The organism is Algibacter mikhailovii (genome assembly GCF_014651495.1).
GTDB lineage: Bacteria > Bacteroidota > Bacteroidia > Flavobacteriales > Flavobacteriaceae > Algibacter_E > Algibacter_E mikhailovii.
The window spans coordinates 454,013-480,575 of the sequence record NZ_BMWZ01000003.1; the positions used below are offsets into that span (position 1 = coordinate 454,013).

Here is a 26,563-nt window from a genome sequence, read left to right on the forward strand (position 1 = left end):
TTAAGTGTATTTTTGCCTATCCTTATTTCGCTTAGAAAAAAACATATAGATGAATTACTTTTCTTCAAATTTCAAACTTGGCATCTTAGGTGGGGGCCAATTAGGTAAAATGCTACTTTATAATACACGTAAATTTGACATTTACACCAAAGTATTAGACCCTAGTAATGAAGCACCCTGTAAAATAGCGAGTGATGAATTCCAGTTGGGTGATTTAATGAATTATGATGCCGTTTATAATTTTGGTAAACAGGTTGATGTTTTAACCATTGAAATAGAAAATGTTAATGTTGATGCCTTAGAAGATCTAGAAAAAGAAGGGGTACTGGTTTATCCTGCATCAAAAACATTAAGGACTATTCAAAATAAGGCAAAACAAAAATTATTTTACGTAGATAATAATTTGCCAACTGCTCCATTTACACGTTTCGCCTACCTTTCAGAAATTGAAGACGCTATTACCAATGGCGGTTTAGAACTCCCTTTTGTTTGGAAGGCAGCTCAATTTGGATATGATGGCAATGGTGTAAAAGTGGTTAGAAAGCTCGCCGATTTAGAAAATTTACCAAAAGGTGAATGTATTGCAGAAGATTTAGTTCCGTTTAAAAATGAATTAGCGGTTATTGTTGCTAGAAGCCCTTCCGGAGATACTAAAACCTACCCCGTAGTAGAAATGGAATTTCATCCTGAAGCTAACCAAGTAGAATACGTTATATGTCCTGCCAGAATTTCTGATGAACTCGCTAAAAAAGCAACAGATGTGGCCTTAGCAGTTTCGAAATCATTTGAACATGTAGGTCTTTTAGCCGTAGAAATGTTTCAAACTCAAGACGACGAAATCCTAATTAATGAGGTAGCGCCTAGACCACATAATTCTGGACACCAAACTATTGAAGCGAGTTACACCTCTCAATTTGAACAGCATATTAGGGCCATTTTAGATTTACCTTTAGGTAGAACAGATAGTAAAGTTGGGGGTGTTATGGTTAACCTTGTAGGCGCAGAGGGTTATACAGGAAATGTGGTTTATAAGCATATTGAAGATATTATGAATATGAATGGTGTTACGCCTCACATCTACGGAAAAAAACAAACAAGGCCGTTTAGAAAAATGGGACATGTAACCATTGTAAATGAAGATTTGGGTGAAGCACGACGCATTGCTCAAGAGGTAAAACAAAGTATTAAAGTTATAAGCAAATAGATATGAGTAAAGTTGGTATAATAATGGGAAGCAAAAGCGATCTCCCTGTTATGCAAGATGCTATAGACATCTTGAAAGGTTTTGATATCGAGGTAGAAGTAGATATAGTTTCGGCACATCGTACGCCAGAAAAATTATTTGATTATGGACAAAACGCTCATACCAGAGGGTTTTCAGTAGTTGTTGCAGGTGCAGGAGGCGCAGCCCATTTACCTGGAATGATTGCTTCCTTATCGCCTTTACCGGTAATTGGGGTTCCCGTAAAAAGTAGCAACTCTATAGACGGCTGGGATTCAATCCTTTCAATTCTGCAAATGCCTGGAGGTGTTCCTGTTGCTACAGTAGCACTTAACGGGGCCAAAAACGCGGGTATTCTAGCAGCTCAGATTATAGGTTCTAGTGACAAATGTGTCCTTGATAAAGTCATAGCTTATAAGGAAGGTTTGAAAATAAAAGTAAATGAATCTGCCAAAAATTTATAATGAAAAAAGCCCTGAAATGTATTTCAGGGCTTTTCAGCTATTAACAAATAATTCTCTTGAGTTAGTCACTCAGCAAATTTGCTCTGGCAAAAGTATAAAAAAATCTACTATGCATACATAGTATGCTAGATTTTAACATATTCTCTGACAAAATGATAAAAAAAACACTCATTACCCCATTTAATACTAAATATAACACACCTCCATTCTCAAATATTGAAAATGAAGATTATTTACCAACATTTAAGGAAGCTATAGCTCTGGCAAGAAAAGAAATTGATCTTATCACAACTAATGAGGCTGCCGCAACCTTTGAAAATACTATTGTGGCATTAGATTTCTCAGGCGAGCAATTAGATCGCATATCGAGTATATTTTTTAATTTGAATTCGGCAGAAACCAATGAAGAAATTCAAAAAATTGCTCAAGAGATCTCCCCTTTACTGTCAGAGTTCAGCAATGACATTACTTTAAACGAGGATTTATTTAAGCGCGTTAAGGCCATTTATGATATTAAAGAATCTTTAGATTTAACTGCAGAACAAAAAACACTACTTGACAAAAGATATAAAAGTTTCTCAAGAAACGGAGCCAATTTATCTGAAGATAAAAAGAACCAATTACGCGAGATTGACAAAAAACTAAGCCAGCTTAAATTAAAGTTTGGGGAAAATGTTCTAGCAGAAACCAATAAATTTGAAATGCTAATTACGGATGAAAATGATTTATCCGGCTTACCCGAAGGAACAAAAGAGGCCGCCAAACAAATGGCAGAATCAAAAGAAAAAGAAGGTTGGCTATTTACTTTAGATTACCCGAGCTATATTCCTTTTGTTACATATTCAAACAATCGCGAATTGCGAAAAAAAATCACCCTTGCAGCAGGTAGTAAATCTTTTAAAGGTGATGCATTAGACAACCAAGAAAATGTACTTGAAATTACCAATTTAAGACATAAGCGCGCTAATCTTTTAGGCTATACTACTCATGCCGAGTTTGTTCTCGAAGAACGCATGGCTGAAACCCCTGAGAAAGTACAGGCCTTTTTAAATGAATTACTATTAAAAGCAAAACCTGCAGCAGAGAAAGAATTCAAGAACCTTGAATCATTTGCTAAAGATTTAGATAATATTGATGAACTTGAAAAATGGGATGGTTCCTATTATGCCGAAAAGTTAAAACAGAAATTATTTAGTTTAGATGACGAACTATTGAAGCCCTACTTCAAATTAGAAAATGTCATAGATGGTGCATTTAAGATTACTAATATATTATTCGATTTAAATTTTGAAGAAATTCATGATATTGACAAATACCATGAGGATGTTTTAACCTATAAAGTGAGTAATGCCTCTGGTGATTTAGTTTCTGTTTTTTATGCTGATTTTTTTCCAAGAGCAGGAAAACGAAATGGTGCATGGATGACCTCCTATAAACCGCAATACATCAAAGATTCTATAAATAGCAGACCGCATATATCCATCGTTTGTAATTTTACAAAACCAACGAAAAGCAAGCCTTCTTTATTAACTTTTAATGAAGTCACTACCCTATTTCACGAATTTGGACATGCACTGCATGGTATGCTTGCCAACACCACCTACCCAAGTTTATCAGGCACAAATGTATATTGGGATTTTGTTGAACTACCGAGTCAAATACTTGAAAATTGGTGTTATGAAAAAGAAGCTTTAGAACTGTTTGCGACGCATTATGAAACAGGTGAAGTCATTCCAATGGATTTAATTGAAAAGATTAAAAAATCGGCAACGTTTCATGAAGGTATGCAAACCTTGCGCCAAATAAGTTTTGGATTACTGGATATGAGTTGGCACGGACAAGACCCATCAAAAATAAAGAATGTTAAAGGTCATGAAAAAGAAGCGTTCGAGCATGTAACTCTTTACCCTGAAACCAATGAAACTTGCATGAGTACGTCATTCTCCCATATTTTTCAAGGGGGTTATTCTTCAGGATATTACAGTTACAAATGGGCTGAGGTTTTAGACGCGGATGCTTTTGAATATTTTAAAGAAACAGGTATATTCAACAAGGAGATTGCACAGAAATTCAAAGACAATGTACTTTCTAAAGGCGGGACAGAGAACCCAATGACATTATACAAACGTTTTAGAGGGCAAGAACCTAAACCTGAAGCTTTATTGAGACGCGCGGGACTAATAGAGAACTAGTATGAGTTCACATTTTTTTTAAATAGCTATACATTTTCTCTCTAGTTTTTGTATCGGGTATTTTTCCATAACCTGCTGTCATATTATCAATCATATGATGCGGTTTTGACGTGCCCGGAATAACGCATGTCACCAATTCATTGGATAGGATAAACTTTAAGAAAAATTGCCCCCAACTATAAATATCATAATCTTTTGCCCAAGTTGGAATTTCCTTTCCTTTGGTCATTCTAAATAAATTACCCTGTTCAAAAGGTCTATTAATTAAAGTTGCCGTTTTATATTTTCTAATGGTCTCAAAAAGGGATTTTTCTGCGTTGCGAGACAAAATAGAATAATTAAATTGTACAAAATCGGGCTGTTCACTTTTAATTACTTTTTCAAGCTCATTATGAGATGAATCTGTGTAATGCGTAATTCCCCAATATTTTATTTTCCCTTGCGCCTTCCATGTTTTAAGTGTTTTGACATGTATTTTCCAATCCACCAAATTATGGATTTGCATTAAATCCATTTTATCCCTTTGCATTAACTTAAAGGAGGTTTCCATCTGCTTCATGCCAGCTTCTTTTCCACTTGTCCAAACCTTTGTGGCATAAAACAAATCATTACTAAAACGAGTGGCTTGTGTTAAATCACCAACAACTTTTTCTGAATTTCCATACATTGGTGAAGAATCTATCAAACGACCGCCTAGCCTATTCATCTCTACCAAGACTTGAGTTAACACTTTACTTTCTTCTTCTGAATTTCCAACATCAAAAGTTTGCCATGTCCCCAACCCAATAACGGGCAATAATTGATTGGACATGGGAATTTTTCGTAATAGCATACCAGTTTCTATATTAAATGATGACAATAAAGGCCCTATTACTAAACTAGCTCCGGCCAGTCCAGATAATCTTAAAACGTCTCTTCTAGTCATGTTTTTATTCATCATATTCTAAAGATAATAAAATCAGCTGAGAATTAAACGTCCTATTTGAAGGTAGTTCTTACTTCCATCAATTAATACTGCTAATGGGAATTCACAAAACTTTATTTAAGCTTTTGACTAAAATTAATTTCTTTATTCACTTCTAATTTATTGGACTTCCTTTACCCAACACAAATTTATAACCCCAAAAAACATACGAAAAACTACAGTAAAATATTCAATAATTTAACCTATTTTTGATTCTAAGAAAACGATGTAAATAATGTCTAGCCGTCAAATAAACCCGAATAATTGGATCGATTTGTATTCCGACTACTTATTCAATTATACCATTTCTAGAGTGAGTGACCGGGTAATTGCTCAAGATTTGGTTCAAGACACATTTTTAGCTGGTTTAAAGTCTATGAAAAACTTTAAGGGTGAAGCCACTGAGCGCACATGGCTCATCTCTATATTAAAGCGAAAAATCATAGATCATTACCGAAAAATAAATTCTAATAAAGGTAAAGCTGAAGTTAGAATTAACTATAAAGAATCTGAAAGTGAGGGTGATTGGCTAGAAGAGCGCGTAGCAGACCCTTTTGATAAAACTGCTGAAGACACCTTACAAAATCAAGAACTTGGTGATGCCATACAAAACTGCCTAGGAAAACTCCCTGCAAAGCAAGCCAATGTATTTAAAATGAAAACAATACTTGGTCATGAAACAGAAACAATTTGTAATGAACTAAATATTACAGCGTCTAACCTCTGGGTAATCATTCATCGCGCTCGAACTGCGATGGCAGATTGTTTAAAAGAAAATTGGTTTTAATTATGAGTAAGGTAAAAATATTTATGCCCTGTAATGAAGCAAATCATGTTTGTGATAAAACACAATATAAGGAGTCTACGCTTTGGGAAAAAATAATTCTTAATTTACATTTAATTTATTGTTCAGCTTGCAGAAAGTATTCTTCAAATAATGGAAAACTTACAAAATTGCTCAAAGACTCTAAAATTGATTGCTTAGATGACAAGAGTAAGGAAGCCATGAAAAAGGAATTTGAAAAAGCGTTAGCTAAAAATCAACCAGAGTAAAAGCCACACTACAGGTAATCCTTCAACCCAAAACGAACTATAATACTTGCTTTGGTCGGTTTTAGAAAAAAACACTAGCATACCCGTAATTCCTGTTATCGTAATTAATCTAACCATATTTACAACGCCCCAATTGTCTTTTAGCACTTCTAATATCAAAAGGACCATTAGTAAAATTATCCCTAAAATTTTAGTGCCCTTAACACCTAATTTTTGAGGAACTGTTTTCAGTGCTAGGTTATCAAATTTGAGGTCCCTTATTTCAAAAGGAATCATGAGTACTAAAACATATATAAAACGCTGAATCGTTATTAAAACCACGTTCTTATTAATAGAATATTCCTCATTAATTACGGGAATCAATACCGTAGCACTCGTCCAAACAAGAGCTATCACAAATACTTTAAGCCCTTCAATACTTCTTAAGGTATGTGCTCTCTTCTTAAAAAATGGGATGGCATAGAAAAAAGTAAGCACAGCACATATCCCTATAATTAATAGTGTCCTTCCCTGCAGTTGATACCCATAAAAGCACATCAATAAAAAACAAATAAAAGAAAGAACCTGAATCAACTTAAGCCAATTGGCCAATTTTCTATGATGAAATTTAACCAATCCAAAATATTTCACAAAATTATATCCCGTTATTGACGCGTAAAATACAAAGTATAAAACGGCCTCGTCATAATGTAACCCCAATTCTAATAATGTAATCCATGTTAGGGCGTAAACTGCTAGAGCTACATGTATACTGCTGTTGATATAGAAATTTAAAAGCTGTTTTAGCATCTTCATTCAGCAAAAATAAACATACCATTCCTTCTAGGGATTTCATTCTAGCTTAATTCAACTTTTATTTTATTATGATAATCTCAATACTAGAACAACATTATGTTAATAAAGACTTAAAATGGATAAAAACTTTCACTATAATGTAATAAAACGCCATGAATATTACTTAATTTTGCGAATTACTTAATAAAAAAAAAGATTGATGAATACAAATGCTTTTGCACTACGTCATATTGGTCCAAGGGAGGAAGATCAAAACCTTATGTTAAAGGCCTTAGGGCTAGAATCATTAGAACAATTAATATATGAAACTATCCCTGATGATATTAAATTAAAAGCCCCGCTTAATTTAGATGATCCTATGACAGAGCATGAGTATTTATTACATATTCATGATCTTTCTAAGCTCAACAAAGCACGGAAAACATATATTGGCTTAGGTTATCACCCTACCGTAATGCCTGCTGTAATACAACGAAACATATTAGAAAATCCCGGATGGTATACGGCCTATACGCCTTACCAAGCTGAAATAGCACAAGGTAGACTAGAAGCCTTGCTTAATTTTCAAACTATGGTTATTGATTTAACAGGTATGGAAATTGCCAATGCCTCCTTACTTGATGAAAGTACTGCTGCGGCTGAAGCCATGAGTCTACTTTTTGCGGTACGTGAACGTGATCAAAAGAAGGCCGGAATTAATAAATTTTTCGTTTCAAAAAACATCTTACCACAGACACTTTCATTACTTCATACTAGAGCAACTCCAATTGGTATAGAGCTCGTTATAGGCAATGAAGACACCTTTGATTTTTCATCTGATTTCTTTGGTGCCATTTTACAATATCCAGGTAAAAACGGTAAGATTACAGATATAAAATCATTTATCGGTCAAGCAAATAATGTTGGCATTAAGGTGGCCGTTGCAGCCGATATTTTAAGCTTAGTAAAACTAGAAGCTCCCGGGAAATTTGGTGCTGATGTAGTACTAGGTACAACCCAGCGTTTTGGTATACCTATGGGATACGGTGGTCCTCATGCTGCATATTTTGCAACAAAAGAGGCTTATAAGCGTGAATTACCAGGACGTATTATTGGCGTCTCTAAAGACACGAATGGTAACCGAGCACTTAGAATGGCATTACAAACCCGAGAGCAACATATTAAACGGGCTAAAGCCACTTCAAATATTTGTACAGCACAAGTTCTTTTGGCGGTTATGGCAGGTATGTACGCTGTTTATCATGGTCCTGAAGGCTTAAAGTTTATCGCAAATAAAGTACACAATAAAGCGGCTACACTGGCTAATGCATTAGAAGCATTGGGTTATAAGCTAATGAATGACGCATACTTTGATACACTTAGAATAAAAACCAAAGCAAAAAACATAAAAAGAGTTGCGTCAGAGAAAAAAGTAAACCTTTATTACCCAAGCAAGAATACTGTAACAGTTTCCATCAATGAAACAACATCTATTAGGGATATTAATTATTTAATAGCTGTTTTTGCAGAAGCCGCAAACAAAGAGACTATAGTCATTTCATCGATTGACAAACACAATAATATTCCTGAACAGCTTAGAAGAACTTCTGATTTCTTAAAAGAACCGGTGTTTAATAAACATCATTCAGAAACAGAATTAATGCGCTACATTAAATTTTTAGAACGTAAAGATTTAGCTCTAAACCATTCTATGATTTCTTTAGGTTCTTGCACAATGAAATTAAATGCAGCTTCAGAAATGCTTCCTTTAAGTTGGTTTAAGTGGGGAAATATTCACCCGTTCGCCCCTTTAAAACAAGCTAAAGGCTATTTAACAATTTTAAAAGAGCTAGAAGATCAATTAACAGAAATCACCGGTTTTGCTGCTACGTCCTTACAACCAAATTCTGGTGCACAAGGGGAATTTGCTGGACTAATGGTTATCAAAGCCTACCATGAATCTCGTGGTGATCATCATAGAAATATTTGCTTAATTCCTTCCTCGGCGCATGGAACAAATCCTGCAAGCGCTGTTATGGCAGGCATGAAAGTTGTTGTGACTAAATCCACCGCAGAAGGTAATATTGATGTAGATGATTTAAGAGAAAAAGCCTTATTACATGCTGATAATTTATCAGCATTAATGGTTACCTATCCCTCTACACATGGTGTTTATGAATCTGCCATAAAAGAAATAACTAAAATCATACATGATAATGGTGGACAAGTGTATATGGATGGTGCAAATATGAACGCTCAAGTTGGGTTAACAAATCCTGGCAATATTGGAGCAGACGTATGTCACTTAAATTTACACAAAACTTTTGCCATCCCTCATGGCGGCGGTGGTCCTGGAGTAGGCCCTATTTGCGTGGCGAAACAACTTGTGCCATTCTTACCAGGAAACCCTATTATTAAGACAGGCGGAGAAAAAGCCATAACGGCTATCTCGGCGGCACCTTTTGGTTCTGCTTTAGCTTGCCTTATTTCTTATGGCTATATTAAAATGCTTGGTTCGGAAGGACTTACTGAATCCACAAAAATTGCCATTTTAAACGCCAATTATATTAAGCACCGTCTAGAAGGTAGTTATGATACTTTGTATTCTGGAGAGCGTGGCCGAGCTGCTCATGAAATGATTGTAGATTGCAGACCATTTAAAGCCAATGGCATTGAAGTTACTGATATTGCCAAACGATTAATGGATTATGGATTTCATGCGCCTACAGTATCATTCCCAGTTCCTGGAACATTAATGATAGAACCAACGGAAAGCGAAAGTAAAGCGGAAATTGACAGGTTCTGTGATGCCATGATTTCAATAAAAAAAGAAATAGATGCGGTTTCAAAAGAAGACACTAATAATGTTCTTAAAAATGCTCCGCACACTTTAGAAATGATTACTGCTGATGAGTGGCTCTTACCATATTCGCGTAAAACAGCTGCTTTTCCTTTAAATTATTTAAGAGACAATAAATTTTGGCCTAGTGTGAGACGCGTGGATGATGCCTATGGCGATCGAAATCTAATTTGCTCCTGTACTCCTATTGAGGCTTACGCTGAAGCATAAAATAGCAGTTGAACATCGTAAAATGCAACTAAATAGATTTTCGCTTTAAATTAAAGCGTTTATATTGCTTGTCACCTAACTTTTAAAGGCGATTTATCTAATTTATGAATATAAAAATAACCGGAACAGGAAGTTATATTCCTTCTAAAATTGAAAAAAATGAAGATTTTCACAATCATGAATTTTTAAATAGTGATGGTTCCTCAATAAAAGCACCTACTGAAGTTATTGTTAAAAAATTTAAAGCAATCACAGGGATTGCCGAAAGACGATACGCAAAAAATCATTTAACAACTTCTGACATCGCTTCATTTGCGGCTGAAAAAGCCATAGAAAAAGCCAATATCAATCGTGAAGAATTAGATTATATTATTGTTGCTCATAATTACGGAGATGTTAGACATGACAGCAGTCAAAGTGATACAGTACCTAGTATTGCATCTAGAGTTAAACACCTCTTGCAAATTAAAAACCCAAAATGCGTTGGCTATGATGTGCTTTTTGGTTGCCCAGGCTGGATAGAAGGTGTTATTCAGGCTAATGCTTTTATAAAAGCGGGTATTGCTAAAAAATGTTTAGTCATTGGGGCCGAAACGCTATCCCGTATCATTGACCCTCACGATAGGGATTCTATGATATATAGCGATGGAGCTGGCGCAGTAGTTCTTGAAACTACAGATGATGAAGGTGGTATAATAACCCATGATTCAGCTACTTTTGCCCTTGATGAGGCACACTTCATTTACTTTGGTGAAACAAACAACCCAGAGATTAAAGAAGATAGAAGATACATTAAAATGTATGGCCGAAAAATTTATGAGTTTGCACTTACTAATGTGCCTATGGCTATGAAGTCTTGTTTAGATGCCAGTGGATATCAAATTAGCGACGTCAAGAAAATTCTAATTCATCAGGCGAATGAGAAAATGGATGAAGCTATTGTCAAGCGATTTTATGAACTTTTCGACCAAGAACCGCCAGAAGGCATCATGCCCATGTCAATTGGAAAACTTGGGAATTCTAGCGTTGCTACGGTACCCACTTTATATGATATAATTTTAAATGGCGGCATGGAAAATCAGGAAATAAACAAAGGCGATATTATTATTTTTGCAAGTGTAGGCGCTGGTATGAATATTAATGCCTTTATTTATAAGCAGTAGCCATGTACGAGCATACATTCCCTAACAAACGATTCAAGCACACCCTTGAATTCTTAAAAAAACATGTGTCTACTTCAGAAACAATATTGGATTTAGGGGTTGTAAATCCTTTTACTAAAATCATGCAAGAACATGGTTTTACTGTCGAAAACACCCAAGGGGAAGATCTAGACCTTTTCACTACAACTATTGACAATTCAATTTCAGATGCAGTGACTGCATTTGAAATTTTCGAACATTTATTATCACCTTTCACCGTATTAAAAGCTATCAAATCTGACAAATTAGTAGCTAGTGTCCCTTTAAAACTTTGGTTTTCGTCTGCATATCGTAGTAAGACCGATATGCTAGACAGACATTACCATGAATTTGAAGACTGGCAATTTGATTGGCTTTTAGAAAAAGCTGGATGGCGTATTATTGATAGACAAAAATGGACCAACCCTACCAAAAAAATTGGATTACGCCCAATTCTACGCTGGTTTACGCCAAGGTACTATATCGTATATGCCGAAAGAATTGTTAAATAGGATGAATTATCATCTATGATATCGGAATTTAAACATTGAATTTACAAAATGAATTTCTACATCATTATTCCTGCTCATAACGAGGAAACTTCTATAGGCTTAACTCTAGATTCTTTGTGCAAACAAACCTTACTACCTCGAAAAGTTGTAGTTGTTAATGATAATTCAACCGATAATACGGCAGCCATTATTAAAAGTTACTCTGAAAAACATTCTTTTATTACTTTAGTAAATTCAAAATCTTCGAACGAACATTTACCTGGGACCAAAATAATAAATGCCTTTTATAAAGGATACCAAACATTAGATGAACAATATGATATCATCTGTAAGTTTGACGCCGATTTGATTTTTCCTGTAAACTATTTAGAACAACTAGCCTCACATTTTAATCATAACCCTAAGTTAGGGATGGCGTCTGGTTTTTGTTATATAGAAAAAAAAGGCGATTGGATATTGGAAAACCTGACGAGAAAAGACCATATTCGAGGTGCTTTAAAAGCTTACAGAAAATCTTGTTTTCTTGAAATTGGCAAACTAAAACCCTCAATGGGTTGGGATACCATTGACGAACTTTTGGCTAAATATTATGATTGGGAAATCTTGACTGATGAAACATTATATGTTAAACATTTAAAACCTACAGGAGTTAGCTATAATAAAGCCTCAAAGTATTTACAAGGAGAAGCTATGTACAAAATGCGTTATGGCTTTATAATTACATTAATTTCAGCTTTAAAACTGGCCTATAAAAAAAGGAATTTCTCTTTGTTTTTAGATTATATGTCAGGGTTCTTCAAAGCTCAAAAATCTAAAACACCCTATTTAGTTTCAGATCAAGAAGGTGAATTTATAAGAAACTTAAGATGGAAAGGGATGCTTAGAAAGTTAAAATAAAGCAACTACTAAATCTTCATAAATCAATTAAAACTCCAATTTTTATAACTGCTTGACGCTTCCAGTTTATTTTCAATACCGTCATCAAGCTGACTAAAAAAATCAATACCGGTTAAATCTTCAATAACATCAACAGAGACCACAAATTCGTATAACGGTTTATTAGATTTTTCATGCGGCAATAAAAAGGCTATTATTTTTGGATCTCCATTATTATAATCCATCAATACCTTATAAAACATATTGGGCACTGCCACCTGTTCAGCGCCTATTGTTTTCATAGCGTCTTTTAAAACACCTCCTGTGATCACAAAAACACCATCATATTTGCCGGCCCAGTAGCGTACCTTCTGCTCTAGCTTATTCCAAATACCTGCATTAAATTCATGCTCTTGCGGACTAATATTACTAGTCAAAAATGTTTCATCATGAGCAAATTTACTATACCGTCTATCTCCTGCCGGACATAAATGTCCCTTATCAAAACCAGATTGTTTATAATTCCTCCAATGTGCTGCGCCCGTTTTAACAGCGTCATCTATTTCAAAATAAGGGCGCTTAAAATTACTGGAGGATAAATGGGCTTTTTTTAGTTCATAGGCAACCCATTCCGCTTGCTCATGTGGCTCACTATAAGACAGTGAATAGCCCTCATGATGGACAATCTGTCCATGGGTGCTTGTCGGCAAAAAGTATTCATTGGTATTCGTTTTTATCGTATTTCCGATTTCAACAATTTCTGCCTTTTCTTTTTCATCCAAAAAATGATTGTACGCAAAAACACCCAAAAGAATTAGAGCAGCAATAACTGAATATAGATTTTTTTTATTCAAAGTTTCTTAAACAATAAGGATTCCTGAAAAATTAAATGCTCCTAGCTAAATATTATTTTCTTTATCAAATTTCCTACCAAGTCTTAGCCCTACTACCCCCCAAATCACAGCAATAACACTGCAGATAACTAATATAGGTGTTAGAGACAAATTAAAGTATCCCTCGCCTAAAAGAGCTATGACCCAAATCCAAAAAACATCACCTCCCCTATAAATAGCCACATCAATAAAAGGTTTTGTTTTGAAACGCGCTTCATTATCTACTGTTGTAAAAAGAATTTCTCTACTTGGTCGCGTAATGGCATAATTCCCTGATCGCCTGATAATTTGAAGTCCCAAAACCATCCAAACCGCAGGATGGACGCCTATCAACAACATGAATATGGCAATAAAAAATGGCACTATAGATAAGGTTGTAGATAAACCAAATCTAGTTGTTAGTCTGCTGGTGGCAAAAAAACCTAAAATAATGGTCAGTGTATTGGTAATCAACTCTACACTACCTAAAATCTGCCTTCGTTCTCCTCTAGCATATTCTTTTAAAACATTGGTTTGCGTAAAGTAAAAAAAGGCACTAATAGCCGTAAATAAAAAAATGAAGGTAGCAATACCAATAAGCCTAGGATGCCTAATAAATTCCTGAAAACCAGATAAAGGATTAGCACTTAATGATTTTGTATTTATAGTTGTTTGATTGTTGTTCTGATGGTTCGCCATTTTCTTAAATAGCCTATTGAGATAAAAAATTATGGGTATGGGAATCAACAATAAGGTACTTGTAAATAACAAAATGGTGCCTTCATTAACATCCTTGTCAATTATAAAAGTTACAATTACAGGGCCCACAATGGCGCCAATACTAGCTCCTGTGGTTATAAACCCAAAAATTCTTTTGCCTTGTTCTTTATTAAAATTCCCTGTCATAAACCCCCAAAACACGGAAATATGGAAAAGACTAAAAATACTAATCCATACATAAAACACCTTTCCAATATGCGGGATTGTAAACACACCCTGATATGCCAAATAAAACAATATAAAACTAAAAGAAAAGAAAATAAAAACGCCAGGAACCAAATAGCGTAACTGGATTTGAGACGCTATAAAATTGTAGACTATTACAGCTATTGTAGAGAAAATGAAGGTGTATGTCCATTGTGTTGCCAAGGTCACATCTCCCCAATCACTGGGCATGGCATCTCTTACTGGTTTTAGAATCATATAAGATGCCATTAATGTGAATATAAAAACAAACGACATCATGGCCGCTTTGAGTTCAGAGGCTCTTATGTTCGTGAGTTTAAGTATTAGATTAGATAGCATGCTATTTTTCAAGGATTAAATTATTAAAAATAATTCTGCATATAACAAATGTCCAATTGTAGATGTATCACTAAGATAATTTATCATTTAAACACAATATCCCATTTACCTAACCGCTAAATTAAGAAATCTCATTTGCTTAGTACACCACTATAAATATAGCATTAAAATCGACATAAAATGTCTTAAAATCATTGTAGCACAAACTCTAACGGACTTCCTGTAGATGCATTAGGGAAACTAATACCTAAAAGTGCGGACATTGTTGGGGCTATATCTGGAATTACTGTTTTTTGCAATGTTTCACCCTGTTTTATTCCTTTTCCGAAGAAAAGTAAAGGCACGTGTGTATCATAATTAAAACCCGCACCATGCGTGGTACCTGTTTTACGATAATAAATATGGCTAGGGTGTGATACCATTAGAACATCTCCTGAACGCTTTTGATTATATCCATTTTGCAAAAGATTCTCTATGCCATGAGGAAATGAATTTGAACTCATACTCGCAGCTGTATATGCTTTATAAATATCTTGATAGCCAATAATTTCATTCACGATAGATTCCTGAACAACAGATAAAATTAATCCAGATTCCTTTATTTTTTTATGATTCAAAAATATTTGATTATTACTCATATTTTCAATCAAACCTGTAACCTGAAAAGTTTCTATAATAAATGCATTTAACCTCTCCCTAATTCTTTTTGAAATCACATAGTCTGAAGGGATTTTTAAACTTTTCAAATAATTAGGAATATGTACTGCGCCATGATCAGCTGTTAAAAAAACGGTATACTCTCCTTTTCCAACTTTGGCATCAAGTGCTTTTAACAACCTTTCTAAGTCTTGATCTAATCTAATATAAACATCTTCTATTTCCTTAGAATTAACTCCAAAATCATGACCTACTTTGTCTGTGCTCGAATAACTTACAGTTAAAATATCGGTAAAATGGTCTCTTCCTAATTCTTCAGCTTCTATAGCATTAATAGTAAAATCGGTGGTCAAATTGTTTCCAAAAGGTGAATCTGTTATAATTTTAAAATTCCCATTTTCATTCCTTAGCTTTTTTAAATTATATGGAAACGTTGGTGTTTTTTTACCTTTAAACACCCTCTCGAAACTATTTAAATCATTACCACTCTCCGTATAAGAATCAATGTCATACAATGTGTTCCAAACCTTAAAATACGACTCCGCCTTATTAGATTTATTAAACTTATCAACCCATTTAGGCAATTCATTCATATAATAAGAACTGGAAATCCAATGACCTTCCCCGTTATGCTCATAATCAAACCAATAAGCAGCATTGGCAGTATGTCCTGCTGGTAAAATTGCACTTCTGTGTTTAATAGAGATACCAATTGTTTTACCCTTCATTTGGGTAAACAATCTGTTTTCATCAGCAAACGTTGTTACCAACATCCTTTTAGGCGATTTTTTACCATCATTACTTTCTGTTCCAACAGGTGCTACCTCATTATCCTGAACACAGTTTACGCTAGATTTCAAATCCTTATCATACCAATCATTACCGATAATACCATGATATTTTGGCGTAGTTCCAGTATAAATTGAAGCATGACCTGGCCCTGTATATGTAGGAATATAATTGAAATGATTGTTTTTACAATTGAACCCCTCATTAATCATACGCTTAAAACCACCCTCACCATACTTATCGTAAAATCGTGTTAAATAATCATATCGCATCTGGTCTACAACGATACCAACAATAAGTTTAGGCCTTTCATTTTGTCCTTTCTTATTTTGAGCTTGTACGCCTGTTACAACTACCGAAATAAAGAAAAAATAAAGAAGATGTTTCATAATAATAATTAATTTCTTAGCTCCAAAAATACATATATAATGCCATCATAATTCAAAATTAGCATTAAATACAAATAAGTTTTTTTACTTTAGCATCATTAATAAATTGTATGACATACCTAAGTAATATAGGCGCCTATTTTTTAATGATTGTTGAAATGTTTCGCAAACCTACTAAATGGCGAGTTATGCGGGAATTAATATTCAAAGACATTGATGACTTAATTATTAATTCCTTAGGCATAGTATCCTTTATTGCCTTCTTTGTTGGCGGTGTTGTAACTATTCAAACGGCATTAAATATTGATAGCCCCTTAATTCCAAAATCCTTGGTTGGTTTCGCTACGAGACAATCTATTATATTGGAATTTGCACCTACTTTCATCTCAATTATCATGGCAGGTAAAGTCGGTTCTTTTATCACTTCTAGTATTGGCACAATGCGCGTTACTGAACAAATTGACGCTTTAGAAGTTATGGGTATTAATTCTTTAAATTATTTAGTTTTTCCAAAAACGATAGCGCTTTTACTTTACCCATTTTTAATATCTATCGCCATGTTTTTAGGTATTCTAGGAGGAATGGCAGCTTGCGTTTATGGCGGATTTAGTACACTTGAAGATTATATAGTTGGTATTCAAACAGATTTTACGCCGTTCCATGTAACATACGCTTTTATAAAAACGTTTGTCTTTGCTTTTCTTTTAGCCACTATTCCTTCTTATCATGGTTATTATATGAAAGGTGGAGCCCTTGAAGTTGGTAAAGCAAGTACAACATCATTTGTTTGGACAAGTGTATTTATTATTCTTTTAAATTATTTGCTAACTCAAATGTTATTAAGCTAATGATTGAAGTTAAAGACTTACAAAAATCGTTTGGAGAAGCTCATATTTTAAAGGGAATAACAACCTCTTTCAATAAAGGAAAAACAAACCTGATTATTGGACAAAGTGGGTCTGGAAAGACTGTTTTTTTAAAATGCTTATTGGGGCTCTTTAATTATGAAGGTGGTTCTATATCCTATGACGGTAAAGTGTTTTCTCAACTTTCAGAAGATGACAAAAGAAACTTAAGAGCAGAAATTGGCATGGTTTTTCAAGGCAGCGCCTTATTTGATTCCATGACCATTGCTGAAAATGTCATGTTTCCATTACGCATGTTTACCAAACAAAGTAAAAGTGAAATGTTAGATAGAGTTGATTTTGTTTTGAATCGGGTTAATTTACCAGATGCACACAATAAAATGCCGAGTGAAGCTTCTGGTGGAATGCAGAAACGTGTTGCCATTGCAAGAGCCATAGTAAACAATCCGAAATATTTGTTCTGTGATGAACCTAACTCAGGATTAGATCCTAAAACAGCCATTGTTATCGATAATTTAATTCAAGAGATTACTGATGAATATCAGATAACCACAGTAATCAATTCCCATGATATGAATTCCGTAATGGAAATTGGCGAAAAAATAGTTTTTTTAAAAGACGGACTCAAAGCTTGGGAAGGCTCAAATAAAACAATTTTCAAAACAGACAATGAAGTCGTTACAGACTTTGTTTATTCCTCAAATTTATTTAAAAGAGTGCGTAAAATGTATCTGGAAGAAAATGAATAGTTGTATATTTCTTTTTGCCCCTTTACATTTTTCATTGATTAGGCTTGGCAGAGGTTATAGTCATTAATCAAATTTCACATGATCATTAACAAACCACTCTCCTGTTAGAACACCTTTAAACATAGGGATACTCTAATAAAGAAAAACACTTCGCCATTTAACATATTTATCCTCTTTACAGGAGAATCCATCTTTAATTCTCTCCTCAGAAAACGTACAGTTCCATTATTTAGGGTAAAATGTTGCACCTAATGGATAAATCAGCACCTTTTGTTTTAAGGTTTAGAGGCTAGTTTTGCAATAGATCCTATTATATAATTGATTATGAAAATTAAATTCAATATTAAAAAGTCATTTTACATCTTAGCCATAATGCACTTAACCAGTTTTGTTGGAATGAGTCAAAATGAACCCAATATTATTCTAATATTAACGGACGATATGGGTTATGCTGATGTTGGATATAATAATGGCAGTATTAATGATATTGCATCGCCGACCTTAGATAATTTAGCTGCAAATGGCACTAAATTCACATCAGCCTATGTCACGCATCCTTTTTGTGGTCCTAGTCGTGCTGGACTAATGACAGGTAGATACCCTCATGAATATGGATCTCAATACAATATTAATGAAAATGATATGATAGCTGGTATTGACTTAAGTGAAACGTATTTTAGTACTGTTTTAAAAGATGCAGGTTATAAAACCGGTATAATTGGTAAGTGGCATCTAGGTCAATCTACCACCTATGACCCTATAGCAAGAGGTTTTGATTATTTTTATGGCATGCTTAATGGTGGTCATAACTTTTTCACGAAGACAACGGCCAATGGTGGTTACGGAGGCGCCTATAACAGAGACTTAGTTGAGCAAAAAGCGCCAAACACCAGAGGTCCTGCTAATGAACCTCAAGGGGAATATATTACAGATTTGTTTACTGACAAAGCCATTGAGTTTATTCAAGATGCTGAGACATCAGATGATCAACCCTTTTTCTTATTCATGTCTTACAATGCCCCCCATACCCCAATACAGGCTTTAGAAAGTGACAAAAACATTTTAATAAACGACCCCTACAATTTTGATTATAGCGCAAATGACACAAGGCACACCTATGCTGCTATGGTATATGCCGTAGACAGGGGTGTACAAAGAATTGTTGATGAATTGGCCGCTAAAGGAGAGACTAACAACACATTAATTGTATTTTTAAGTGACAATGGCGGTAAAACTGTAAATAACGCAGGAGGTAATAACTTTCCACTGCGCGGCTTCAAAGGAGATACCTATGAAGGTGGTTTTAGAGTACCTATGTTTATGTACTGGCCTAGCACCAACTCTGGAGAAGGGATACCTTCTGGTCAAACCTATGACTTTAATGTGTCAGCACTAGATCTTTATCCAACTTTTGTTGCATTAGCTAATGGTACAACTCCTAATGACAAAGAGCTTGCTGGGAAAGACATTCTAAACCATGTTCAAAACAATACAGATGCTCGAGATGGAGAATCTATCTATGCACTAAGACATCAGGCAAGTAATAAATTAGGAATAAGACGCGGAAAATATAAAGCCTTTCAGCAGACGACTAATTCAGGTAATGCACGTAATTGGTATTTATATGATATAGAAGCTAATATACGTGAAAACAACGGGCAGGCTCTAAATACAAACATAGAACCTTACAAGAGTATTTTAGCCGAAATGGCTAATGAAGCTTACGAGTGGTCCCTTACTCATATAGAACCCTTATTTTTTGACAGTAGCGGAGCGGAAAACACATGGAACAATAATCACAGCAATGTAAATTCTGGCAAACCAGACACTTGGCAAGAAAGGTTATTTAATGGTTATACATTATCAATAGATAATATTGAATTAAACCAAAATATTAAAGGCTATATTTATCCGAACCCAGTTTTAAAATCAGAATTAACGATTAAATTTCACGAAAAATTAAACGACAAAATTAATATTATTATTTATGACAATTTGGGCAGGCCTGTCCAAACTGAAATGAATATTAAACAATCAAACTCCAATAATATTGATTTGAATTTAAATTCTAGCATTGCAAACGGCACCTATTTTGTAAAAGTGATTTCTGGACAACAGTCTTTAACAAGGTCGATTGTTGTCCAATAAAAACAAAAGTTTATAATTACATTACAAGCAGTAATTGAATTAAGTTTTTTTGGGCCTCTCTAAAATTATTCCAATAATGTTAGAATCATAATCCTTGTAATTATACCAAGGACCATATAACCATAAAAGCACCTTATAACCCTCGTTAGCAACTACAATAGGCCTTATATTTCTATACTTGGAATTCAATGTTATTGGATTCCATTTTATGGTGGAAATATCATCTTTTGCATTTATTTTAGCGCTATATATTTCATGCTTTCCTCCTAAGTCTTCACCAGTTGATGGGTCAACATCGGTAGATATATAAACACGCGTTGGATCTATTGGATCAAAAGCAAGCAAACCTGTGTAACTGCTTTCTATATGATATAAATACTTTCCACCATAAGCTATTTCTCTATCATTCCATTTTTCACCATCCCATGAGCTTATTCTATACCTATGATCGCCATCACTTAAATAAAGGGTATACCCAATATGCGGATAGTTGTTTTTATCTTTTGCCATAGCACAAGTCCAAGCACTATTGGGTACGCTTTCATTTGTAATTGCCTTCTCTGTAGTTTCACTTCCAGTAAATAGCTTCTCGCCTTCTAAAGTATATAAAGGGCCATCTTCCAGCAAGTTTTTTATTTTCGTTCCGTCCTTCTTAAAAAAGGTGTCATTGGTATACTCAACGTAAAACAAGCTATTTCCATACTTTCTGGGATGTCCGTCCGTATATGATATACCAACAGTATTGTCATCTACTTGCAAATATCTGGCATACGGACGATGACGCCCAGAAACCTCATTGGCAATAAAATGTGTTCTATTACCCCAGGTTTCTCCATAATCATCAGAAGTAATAAATGCGGGATTGAAGGTTAAACCATCCCTGAAAAAATTAAATAATTTATTCTTATCCTTCAAATAATAAAGGTTCATATAGGTTACTCCTGTATTATGTGTGTAATCATGTTCAAACCGTTTGGTTTCTCCCCACATCAAATAATTATCCAGTAATGAAATATTGTAGTAATGTATTTTTTCTGTCGCATGCTTGGCCCAAACCGCTAAAATACTTTTATCTGGCCTTTCATACAGAGCTGGAACATTATGGTCGTCTATTTGAAAAGCTTTATGAAGTACAATAGTACTATCAGGCTGTTCCGTTTTTAAATCAAAAACACCTAAACGCACATCGCCACTTTGTCCACTTAGGCCACTAATTACAAGCTTACCATTGCTTATTATAACTCTTGGGTCTTGATACCAACACCAACCACCATCTTCCATGAAAGTGATATTACTGGTCGTTTTATCTATAGGATAAAATGCATTGATATATTTATATAATTCTGTACCTGCGGCCAGAAAGGCTCCAATCCCGTAAACTTCAGTATAATCTTTAAAACTTAATCCTGGTGCCGAGCCTATGGGTTGAACATAGCCTATCATACCGTCTGCGTTCACACATTGCTTTAAGGCATCCCATGCTTTGAATAAAACGGGCTCGTAGGTTACTTTATCTAACAAGCCATTATTAATACCCCATGCAATTCCAAAAGCAAAAAATGATGAACCGCTAGTTTCAATATTTGGATAATCCCTTTCGTCGCCTAATAATCCTGCTGACCATGTGCCATCTGCTCGCTGTCTGCTTTTGACAGTTTCTGCAATTTCTTTGAACATGGTTTCATAAAATGCTCTACCCTTCCAATCTTCCGGTAAATCTGGAATCATTAATGCCAAACCACCAAACACCCATCCATTACCTCGCGACCAAAATATTTTTTTACCATTCTTCTCTTTTTTATCAAAGTATGATTTATCCCTATAAAACAACCTATTTTCTTTGTCCCATAATTCATCATATGTCATATGATATTGTTTATCCATATATTCCAAATAGGTACTATCTTTTGTCACTTTTGATAGCCTTGCCCAAACGGGTGGCGCCATAAATAAAGCATCACACCAATCCCATTGATAATCCCCACCTTTTTTACTCTGCATTATAGAATCAAAACGTGATTGCAAGGGCAGTTTATCAACTATATGTTTTAAACGCACGTTTTGATATAAACTTAAATAAAGTTGACCAACAGCATCATCATCTGCATGATACACCCGTTCGCCTAGTTGCCATTTATTTCTATGTCCTATTTGAATGAGCCAATTAGTATATTGTGGATAATTGGATATTTGACTTAGCTCATACATACCAGCATATAATGCGGCATTTGTCCAATCTAATTCATGATGTTTTTCTCTATTATGCCAACTTTTACGATCTTCCTCTGGAGGCAGTGCCCTATATTGGCCCATTTCCTCAAAAGTTTCAATTTGCCAATTGGCCACTTTCTCCGTTAATTCCAATACGTCATCGGCCGACGGTCTCAGAACAGGATCGTTTGACTCGCAACTAGCCAACAAGAAATGACATAAAAAAAGGACATAAATGCCCGTGAATTTTATAGTTTTCATAATTAAATATTAGCATTTTACTTTCTTAAGAATATGGAATCTATAGTCTTAAAAGGGTCTTTTTTTTTGAGAAATTAAAACTTCAATAAAGCCTTTATTTACCAAGGTAGTTCTTCCCCATCAACAGATAAAAACTTCCCACTTTCTTTAAGTGATAACTTATCTATTACTATTCCCAGGTTCAAAATGGCTTCAACTATAGTGACTGGAGCTTCGTTTCCTCCCATATCTGTTTTCACCCAACCTGGACTCATTGCTACAACGATTATGTTTTCACATTGTTTCTTTGATGCCAAACGTCTGCTAAAAATATTTAAAGCTGCTTTACTCATAGCATAGGCATCGAGTCCTAATTCTGGATTAAGATTAAGTGCTATGGATCCCATCCCAGAAGACATATTAATTAATTTGCCATTTGGCTTTATACATGGTAAAATGGTCTGTGAAAATAGTGCGACACCTATTGTATTCACTTTAAATATACTTTCAAAATTTTTAGAAGTCCAATTTCCTAAATTCTCTTCAGTGCAAACCCCGGCATTATTAATGACAATATTAAATTGCAAATGCTCCACCTTTTTTCCTAAACGTGTTATAGAATTCTCTTGAGAAATATCTAATTCATGGATGACCAAATTACTGTTATACTCTCTAGCAAGTAAATTCAGATCTAGGCTGTTATCAATATCTCTAGTACAGGCGATAACATTTAAACCTTGTTTTAAATAATAATGAACAAACCCTAGGCCTAAGCCACGATTAGCACCAGTAATTAAAACTAAATCACAATCGTTCATATTCCCTAAGTTGCCCATACTTTTAATTTAATCGGTTGACAACTAAGGTATCCAGACGTAATTTCTGTTTAAATAATTTTTTAAGTTTTTCGGTATCTCGTCTTCGTTCTTTCTCTTTGGTTTTAGACTTATCCCATTTCAAGAAGAACACAGAAATAGTATCTTTCTTGTTGAAATTTGTTGAGACTAAATTGGCATAAGATATCTCCTCTAAATTCTCATAAATGATTTTCACCTCCTTTGTAAGTTCATCAAAGGCGGCATAACTTTTATCTAATTTGGAAAGCTTTCTAACTTTATCTTTAAGGTAACTAATTTGCTGGTTCTGCGAGAGCAAATCCAATGAATCTCGAGTTCGCAACTCCTCCATATACCTCATATTATCTAAATTTTTGGTCTTATTTTGATTAACGATTAACTCTGTGTTATTTAAAGCACGATAATCCTTAAGTCGACTTCTTAATAAGTCTATAGAGGCTTCAGGTATTTCATCTAATCCAAAAGTATTCAGCTCAATTATAGAAACCTCATCATCACCATAGATATATGAGGCATTATTTTTTATGAATTCTGCGTGTGGTAATTCTGAAAGTTCTTTTTTTATAAAAGTGGCTGCATCTCTTTGAAAGTTACTTTCATCCAAAACAATTAAAAAAGTCCAAATAGCAGGTATCATAACCACTATAGCAAGAACCGTTGCTACTCTTGATATAAGTAACCTTTTCTTTGAATTCGCGTACTTAAGCATTGGAAATCTTAATAACTTAAGCACCAAAAATGTAGCTAAAGCAATAAAAATTGTATTTATGGTGAACAAATACATGGCTTGTCCAAAATAAATAAAATTACCTTTTGCCAATCCATAACCAGCAGTACATAATGGAGGCATTAACGCCGTTGCAATAGCAACACCGAATATCACTGAAGCTATAGTACCTTTCTTAGTCCTTGCGATTATTAATGCTAAGCCGCCAAAAAAAGCAATTAAAACATCTCGAATGTCAGGTCGCACTCTACCTAAAAGTTCTGAGGTATCTTCACTTAATGGGAATAACCAGAAAAACATAAATGCTGTAATTAAACTTAAGGCTATCATAGTCGCCAAGTTTATTAATGATTTTCTGAGTGTATCAATATCATTAATAGCTATTGAAAGACCAACACCCAAAATTGGCCCCATTAATGGAGAAATTAACATCGCCCCAATAACTACGGCAGTAGAATTTGCATTTAAACCAATGGAAGCCACAAAAATAGAGCATACTAAAATCCATGCCGTTGCGCCTTTAAATGAAATATCAGTTTTTATAGCTTGAATGGTAGCATCTCTATCCGTATCATCCCTAAAATCTAATAGCTCCTTAAGAAATTGCCTAATGCTTTGGAATAAACCCTGGGCATCCTTTTGCATGGCCTTTTTAGAAGCTTCTACTGTTTTGGTTTTCTCAGATTCAGATGTATCTTCCTCAGAAAAATTAAATTTACTTTCTTCAGCCATAATTATTTATCCATATTGTTCTCCAAATTTGTTTTTAACATTTTGGAGCACTTTTTTGATATTCTGTTCTTTGCTTTTAGGAAAGATAAGCAAAACTTCGTCTTTATCAACAATAATATAATCATTCAAGCCATCGACAACCACAATTTTATCATTTTTAGTACGAATCATATTCCCTGCGGCATCTTCAACCAATGTTCTTGCATGCACTACGGCATTACTTTCGGCATCTTTATCAAGTTTATCATATAGGCTACCCCAGGTTCCTAAATCATTCCAATCAAATTCTGCAGCAATAACATAAACATTTTTCGACTTTTCCATAAGAGCGTAGTCCACAGAGATATTCTCGGCCTTGGGATAATTCTCTTTTATGAACTCAGCTTCTAAACTTGTGTTATATGCCGGTATACCTTGTTCAAAAAGCGTATAGAGTTCAGGCTGATTGTTTTGAAAAGCATCAATGACACTTTTTACACTCCACATAAAAATTCCTGCATTCCACAAAAAATTACCTTGACTTATAAATTCCTTCGCAGTTTCATAATCAGGCTTTTCTCTAAACTGATTAACCCCTTTTATATCCTCATTTGAAGTTTTGTCAAACTCGATATACCCATAACCCGTATTCGGAAAACTTGGTTGAATACCCAAAGTCATAAGGGCCTTATTCTGCGAACAAAAATCAAAAGCTTGCTGTACATTTTCTGAGAACGTTTGCTCATCTTCAATCCAATGATCACTTGGAGCAACAATCATTACAGCATCTTCATTTTCTTTTTGAATTTTTAAAGACGCATATAGAATACAAGGTGCGGTGTTACGCATGGCCGGTTCTAAAACCACTTGCCTTTGTTTAACATCAGGTAGTTGCTCTAATACTAAGTCATTATATCGTTCATTAGTTAGTATAAATATATTTTCCTTTGGTATAAGATTCGATAAACGCTGAAAGGTCTTCTGTATAAGCGTATCTCCAGTTCCCAACATATCATGAAATTGCTTAGGAAACTCTTGCGTACTTACAGGCCAAAATCTTGAGCCTACACCTCCTGCCATTAAAATGGCATAATAATTCTTATTCATAATCCTCTGTTTTTAATAATTCTACTTCGGCATTAGGGTTAAACAAATACACCCTACCGGTTTCTATTTCAATACACTCAAATCGCTTAACACGTTTCATTCCCATTTTAAATATTCTGCCATTATATAATTTAAAACTTTGTCCCGTGGGAACTTCAAAAATAAGCGTTTTATTATTTGATTGGTCAAATTGTTTTAAAGCCAATGAAAGTTTAACATCTGTATCACTACTCGCTTTAGGGTTCTTAAAATGTTTTGCCAAAAGTGGTAGCAATTCATTAGGAAAAATATCAGGATTTAAAAAAGACAACATTAAATGCTGAAATGTGCGCTTCCATTCTATACCATGTGGCTTTATAAGCATTCCATAAACTCTATAACTCTCATAATGCGCCACCTCATGAACTAATGTAATTAAAAACCGATATGGGTTTAAATTAGAGTTTATCGTTATCTGATGTTTCCCATTAGGCAAACGCCTATAATCACCGTGGCGCGTTTTACGTTCTTTTTTTATTTTCACTTGGAGGTTATCATCTTCCAAAAGTTTTGAAACCTGAATAATAGCTGAAGGCGGTAAATAATTTCTAAGCGAACTTTGCATGACTGTAAAAATACAAGAATACT

At 34.5% G+C, this 26,563-nt stretch carries 22 protein-coding genes; 12 read left to right on the forward strand and 10 right to left on the reverse strand.

All coding sequences use genetic code 11. The annotated features are described in order from the left end of the window. The first annotated feature begins 49 nt into the window (after nucleotides 1-49). The 3 genes from IE051_RS08125 to IE051_RS08135 all read left to right on the forward strand — a co-directional run bounded on the left by IE051_RS08125 (nucleotide 50) and on the right by IE051_RS08135 (nucleotide 3,878). Complete coding sequence (locus tag IE051_RS08125; RefSeq protein WP_189360276.1) at nucleotides 50-1,204, forward strand: 5-(carboxyamino)imidazole ribonucleotide synthase; 1,155 nt, start codon at nucleotides 50-52, stop codon at nucleotides 1,202-1,204. Between the two features lie 2 nt (nucleotides 1,205-1,206). Next, entirely contained in the window at nucleotides 1,207-1,686 is a 480-nt protein-coding gene (purE, locus tag IE051_RS08130; RefSeq protein ID WP_189360277.1) for a 5-(carboxyamino)imidazole ribonucleotide mutase, read from the forward strand. A 152-nt stretch (nucleotides 1,687-1,838) separates the two neighbouring features. Further along, nucleotides 1,839-3,878, forward strand: a complete 2,040-nt coding sequence (locus IE051_RS08135; protein WP_189360278.1) for a M3 family metallopeptidase — start codon at nucleotides 1,839-1,841, stop codon at nucleotides 3,876-3,878. A 7-nt stretch (nucleotides 3,879-3,885) separates the two neighbouring features. Here the strand turns inward: IE051_RS08135 and IE051_RS08140 are convergent, their stop codons facing one another. Next, a complete protein-coding gene (locus tag IE051_RS08140) occupies nucleotides 3,886-4,803 on the reverse strand; it encodes an aldo/keto reductase (protein ID WP_189360279.1) in 918 nt (305 codons plus the stop codon). 274 nt (nucleotides 4,804-5,077) lie between these two features. Here IE051_RS08140 and IE051_RS08145 point away from each other — a divergent pair, with 274 nt between their 5' ends. Both IE051_RS08145 and IE051_RS08150 read left to right on the forward strand, forming a co-directional pair. Beyond that, the gene (locus IE051_RS08145; protein WP_189360280.1) at nucleotides 5,078-5,629 is read left to right on the forward strand and encodes a sigma-70 family RNA polymerase sigma factor; all 552 of its coding nucleotides are present in this window, start codon (nucleotides 5,078-5,080) and stop codon (nucleotides 5,627-5,629) included. Nucleotides 5,630-5,631: 2 nt separating this feature from the next. Then, the gene (locus tag IE051_RS08150) at nucleotides 5,632-5,895 is read left to right on the forward strand and encodes a hypothetical protein (protein WP_189360281.1); all 264 of its coding nucleotides are present in this window, start codon (nucleotides 5,632-5,634) and stop codon (nucleotides 5,893-5,895) included. On the opposite strand, the gene IE051_RS08155 is transcribed toward IE051_RS08150, so the two are convergent. Further along, on the reverse strand, nucleotides 5,872-6,690 hold the full coding sequence (locus tag IE051_RS08155) for a UbiA prenyltransferase family protein (RefSeq protein WP_189360282.1): 819 nt from the start codon (nucleotides 6,688-6,690) through the stop codon (nucleotides 5,872-5,874). The genes IE051_RS08150 and IE051_RS08155 overlap by 24 nt on opposite strands. Before the next feature lie 199 nt (nucleotides 6,691-6,889). On the opposite strand from IE051_RS08155, the gene gcvP reads away from it, so the two are divergent. The 4 genes from gcvP to IE051_RS08175 all read left to right on the forward strand — a co-directional run bounded on the left by gcvP (nucleotide 6,890) and on the right by IE051_RS08175 (nucleotide 12,329). Continuing rightward, complete coding sequence (gene gcvP / locus IE051_RS08160; RefSeq protein ID WP_189360283.1) at nucleotides 6,890-9,739, forward strand: aminomethyl-transferring glycine dehydrogenase; 2,850 nt, start codon at nucleotides 6,890-6,892, stop codon at nucleotides 9,737-9,739. Between the two features lie 104 nt (nucleotides 9,740-9,843). After that, on the forward strand, nucleotides 9,844-10,902 hold the full coding sequence (locus tag IE051_RS08165) for a 3-oxoacyl-ACP synthase III family protein (RefSeq protein ID WP_189360284.1): 1,059 nt from the start codon (nucleotides 9,844-9,846) through the stop codon (nucleotides 10,900-10,902). 2 nt (nucleotides 10,903-10,904) lie between these two features. Beyond that, nucleotides 10,905-11,432, forward strand: a complete 528-nt coding sequence (locus IE051_RS08170) for a methyltransferase (protein ID WP_189360285.1) — start codon at nucleotides 10,905-10,907, stop codon at nucleotides 11,430-11,432. A gap of 48 nt (nucleotides 11,433-11,480) precedes the next feature. Beyond that, on the forward strand, nucleotides 11,481-12,329 hold the full coding sequence (locus IE051_RS08175) for a glycosyltransferase family 2 protein (RefSeq protein ID WP_189360286.1): 849 nt from the start codon (nucleotides 11,481-11,483) through the stop codon (nucleotides 12,327-12,329). Between the two features lie 23 nt (nucleotides 12,330-12,352). Here IE051_RS08175 and IE051_RS08180 read toward each other — a convergent pair whose 3' ends face one another. The 3 genes from IE051_RS08180 to pafA form a co-directional block, all read right to left on the reverse strand. After that, entirely contained in the window at nucleotides 12,353-13,162 is an 810-nt protein-coding gene (locus tag IE051_RS08180; protein ID WP_189360287.1) for a DNA/RNA non-specific endonuclease, read from the reverse strand. Nucleotides 13,163-13,207: 45 nt separating this feature from the next. Further along, nucleotides 13,208-14,485, reverse strand: coding sequence for an NTP/NDP exchange transporter (locus tag IE051_RS08185; protein WP_189360288.1), 1,278 nt, complete (start codon nucleotides 14,483-14,485; stop codon nucleotides 13,208-13,210). Between the two features lie 191 nt (nucleotides 14,486-14,676). Continuing rightward, nucleotides 14,677-16,320, reverse strand: a complete 1,644-nt coding sequence (gene pafA / locus IE051_RS08190) for an alkaline phosphatase PafA (RefSeq protein WP_189360289.1) — start codon at nucleotides 16,318-16,320, stop codon at nucleotides 14,677-14,679. 110 nt (nucleotides 16,321-16,430) lie between these two features. On the opposite strand from pafA, the gene IE051_RS08195 reads away from it, so the two are divergent. From IE051_RS08195 to IE051_RS08205, 3 genes are all read left to right on the forward strand, one after another. Next, the gene (locus IE051_RS08195) at nucleotides 16,431-17,168 is read left to right on the forward strand and encodes an MlaE family ABC transporter permease (protein ID WP_189360290.1); all 738 of its coding nucleotides are present in this window, start codon (nucleotides 16,431-16,433) and stop codon (nucleotides 17,166-17,168) included. Continuing rightward, complete coding sequence (locus IE051_RS08200; protein WP_189360291.1) at nucleotides 17,168-17,935, forward strand: ABC transporter ATP-binding protein; 768 nt, start codon at nucleotides 17,168-17,170, stop codon at nucleotides 17,933-17,935. The genes IE051_RS08195 and IE051_RS08200 overlap by 1 nt, the downstream gene beginning before the upstream one ends. A 324-nt stretch (nucleotides 17,936-18,259) precedes the next feature. After that, nucleotides 18,260-20,083 carry a sulfatase-like hydrolase/transferase gene (locus IE051_RS08205; protein WP_189360292.1) on the forward strand — a complete coding sequence of 608 codons (1,824 nt, stop codon included), beginning with the start codon at nucleotides 18,260-18,262 and terminating at the stop codon, nucleotides 20,081-20,083. Between the two features lie 39 nt (nucleotides 20,084-20,122). Here IE051_RS08205 and IE051_RS08210 read toward each other — a convergent pair whose 3' ends face one another. From IE051_RS08210 to IE051_RS08230, 5 genes are all read right to left on the reverse strand, one after another. Next, nucleotides 20,123-22,555 (reverse strand): glycoside hydrolase family 88 protein, encoded by a 2,433-nt coding sequence (locus IE051_RS08210; RefSeq protein WP_189360293.1) that lies wholly within the window; start codon nucleotides 22,553-22,555, stop codon nucleotides 20,123-20,125. A 98-nt stretch (nucleotides 22,556-22,653) separates the two neighbouring features. After that, on the reverse strand, nucleotides 22,654-23,370 hold the full coding sequence (locus IE051_RS08215; RefSeq protein WP_189360294.1) for an SDR family oxidoreductase: 717 nt from the start codon (nucleotides 23,368-23,370) through the stop codon (nucleotides 22,654-22,656). 4 nt (nucleotides 23,371-23,374) lie between these two features. Beyond that, complete coding sequence (locus IE051_RS08220) at nucleotides 23,375-24,850, reverse strand: DUF389 domain-containing protein (RefSeq protein ID WP_189360295.1); 1,476 nt, start codon at nucleotides 24,848-24,850, stop codon at nucleotides 23,375-23,377. A 6-nt stretch (nucleotides 24,851-24,856) separates the two neighbouring features. Then, entirely contained in the window at nucleotides 24,857-25,936 is a 1,080-nt protein-coding gene (locus IE051_RS08225; RefSeq protein ID WP_189360296.1) for a mannose-1-phosphate guanylyltransferase, read from the reverse strand. Next, nucleotides 25,929-26,540 (reverse strand): SprT-like domain-containing protein, encoded by a 612-nt coding sequence (locus IE051_RS08230; protein WP_189360297.1) that lies wholly within the window; start codon nucleotides 26,538-26,540, stop codon nucleotides 25,929-25,931. The genes IE051_RS08225 and IE051_RS08230 overlap by 8 nt, the downstream gene beginning before the upstream one ends. Nucleotides 26,541-26,563 lie beyond the last annotated feature (23 nt).

What these genes read in the sequence shown, in the direction of transcription:
- IE051_RS08140 (WP_189360279.1), bottom strand. Translation starts at nt 4,803, where the DNA reads ATGACTAGAAGAGACGTTTTAAGATTATCTGGACTGGCCGGAGCTAGT.
- IE051_RS08155 (WP_189360282.1), bottom strand. Translation starts at nt 6,690, where the DNA reads ATGAAGATGCTAAAACAGCTTTTAAATTTCTATATCAACAGCAGTATA.
- IE051_RS08210 (WP_189360293.1), bottom strand. Translation starts at nt 22,555, where the DNA reads ATGAAAACTATAAAATTCACGGGCATTTATGTCCTTTTTTTATGTCAT.
- IE051_RS08175 (WP_189360286.1), top strand. Translation starts at nt 11,481, where the DNA reads ATGAATTTCTACATCATTATTCCTGCTCATAACGAGGAAACTTCTATA.
- IE051_RS08125 (WP_189360276.1), top strand. Translation starts at nt 50, where the DNA reads ATGAATTACTTTTCTTCAAATTTCAAACTTGGCATCTTAGGTGGGGGC.
- IE051_RS08225 (WP_189360296.1), bottom strand. Translation starts at nt 25,936, where the DNA reads ATGAATAAGAATTATTATGCCATTTTAATGGCAGGAGGTGTAGGCTCA.
- pafA (WP_189360289.1), bottom strand. Translation starts at nt 16,320, where the DNA reads ATGAAACATCTTCTTTATTTTTTCTTTATTTCGGTAGTTGTAACAGGC.
- IE051_RS08195 (WP_189360290.1), top strand. Translation starts at nt 16,431, where the DNA reads ATGACATACCTAAGTAATATAGGCGCCTATTTTTTAATGATTGTTGAA.
- IE051_RS08165 (WP_189360284.1), top strand. Translation starts at nt 9,844, where the DNA reads ATGAATATAAAAATAACCGGAACAGGAAGTTATATTCCTTCTAAAATT.
- IE051_RS08170 (WP_189360285.1), top strand. Translation starts at nt 10,905, where the DNA reads ATGTACGAGCATACATTCCCTAACAAACGATTCAAGCACACCCTTGAA.
- IE051_RS08145 (WP_189360280.1), top strand. Translation starts at nt 5,078, where the DNA reads ATGTCTAGCCGTCAAATAAACCCGAATAATTGGATCGATTTGTATTCC.
- IE051_RS08220 (WP_189360295.1), bottom strand. Translation starts at nt 24,850, where the DNA reads ATGGCTGAAGAAAGTAAATTTAATTTTTCTGAGGAAGATACATCTGAA.
- IE051_RS08150 (WP_189360281.1), top strand. Translation starts at nt 5,632, where the DNA reads ATGAGTAAGGTAAAAATATTTATGCCCTGTAATGAAGCAAATCATGTT.
- gcvP (WP_189360283.1), top strand. Translation starts at nt 6,890, where the DNA reads ATGAATACAAATGCTTTTGCACTACGTCATATTGGTCCAAGGGAGGAA.
- IE051_RS08205 (WP_189360292.1), top strand. Translation starts at nt 18,260, where the DNA reads ATGAAAATTAAATTCAATATTAAAAAGTCATTTTACATCTTAGCCATA.
- IE051_RS08215 (WP_189360294.1), bottom strand. Translation starts at nt 23,370, where the DNA reads ATGGGCAACTTAGGGAATATGAACGATTGTGATTTAGTTTTAATTACT.
- IE051_RS08200 (WP_189360291.1), top strand. Translation starts at nt 17,168, where the DNA reads ATGATTGAAGTTAAAGACTTACAAAAATCGTTTGGAGAAGCTCATATT.
- IE051_RS08135 (WP_189360278.1), top strand. Translation starts at nt 1,839, where the DNA reads ATGATAAAAAAAACACTCATTACCCCATTTAATACTAAATATAACACA.
- purE (WP_189360277.1), top strand. Translation starts at nt 1,207, where the DNA reads ATGAGTAAAGTTGGTATAATAATGGGAAGCAAAAGCGATCTCCCTGTT.
- IE051_RS08230 (WP_189360297.1), bottom strand. Translation starts at nt 26,540, where the DNA reads ATGCAAAGTTCGCTTAGAAATTATTTACCGCCTTCAGCTATTATTCAG.
- IE051_RS08185 (WP_189360288.1), bottom strand. Translation starts at nt 14,485, where the DNA reads ATGCTATCTAATCTAATACTTAAACTCACGAACATAAGAGCCTCTGAA.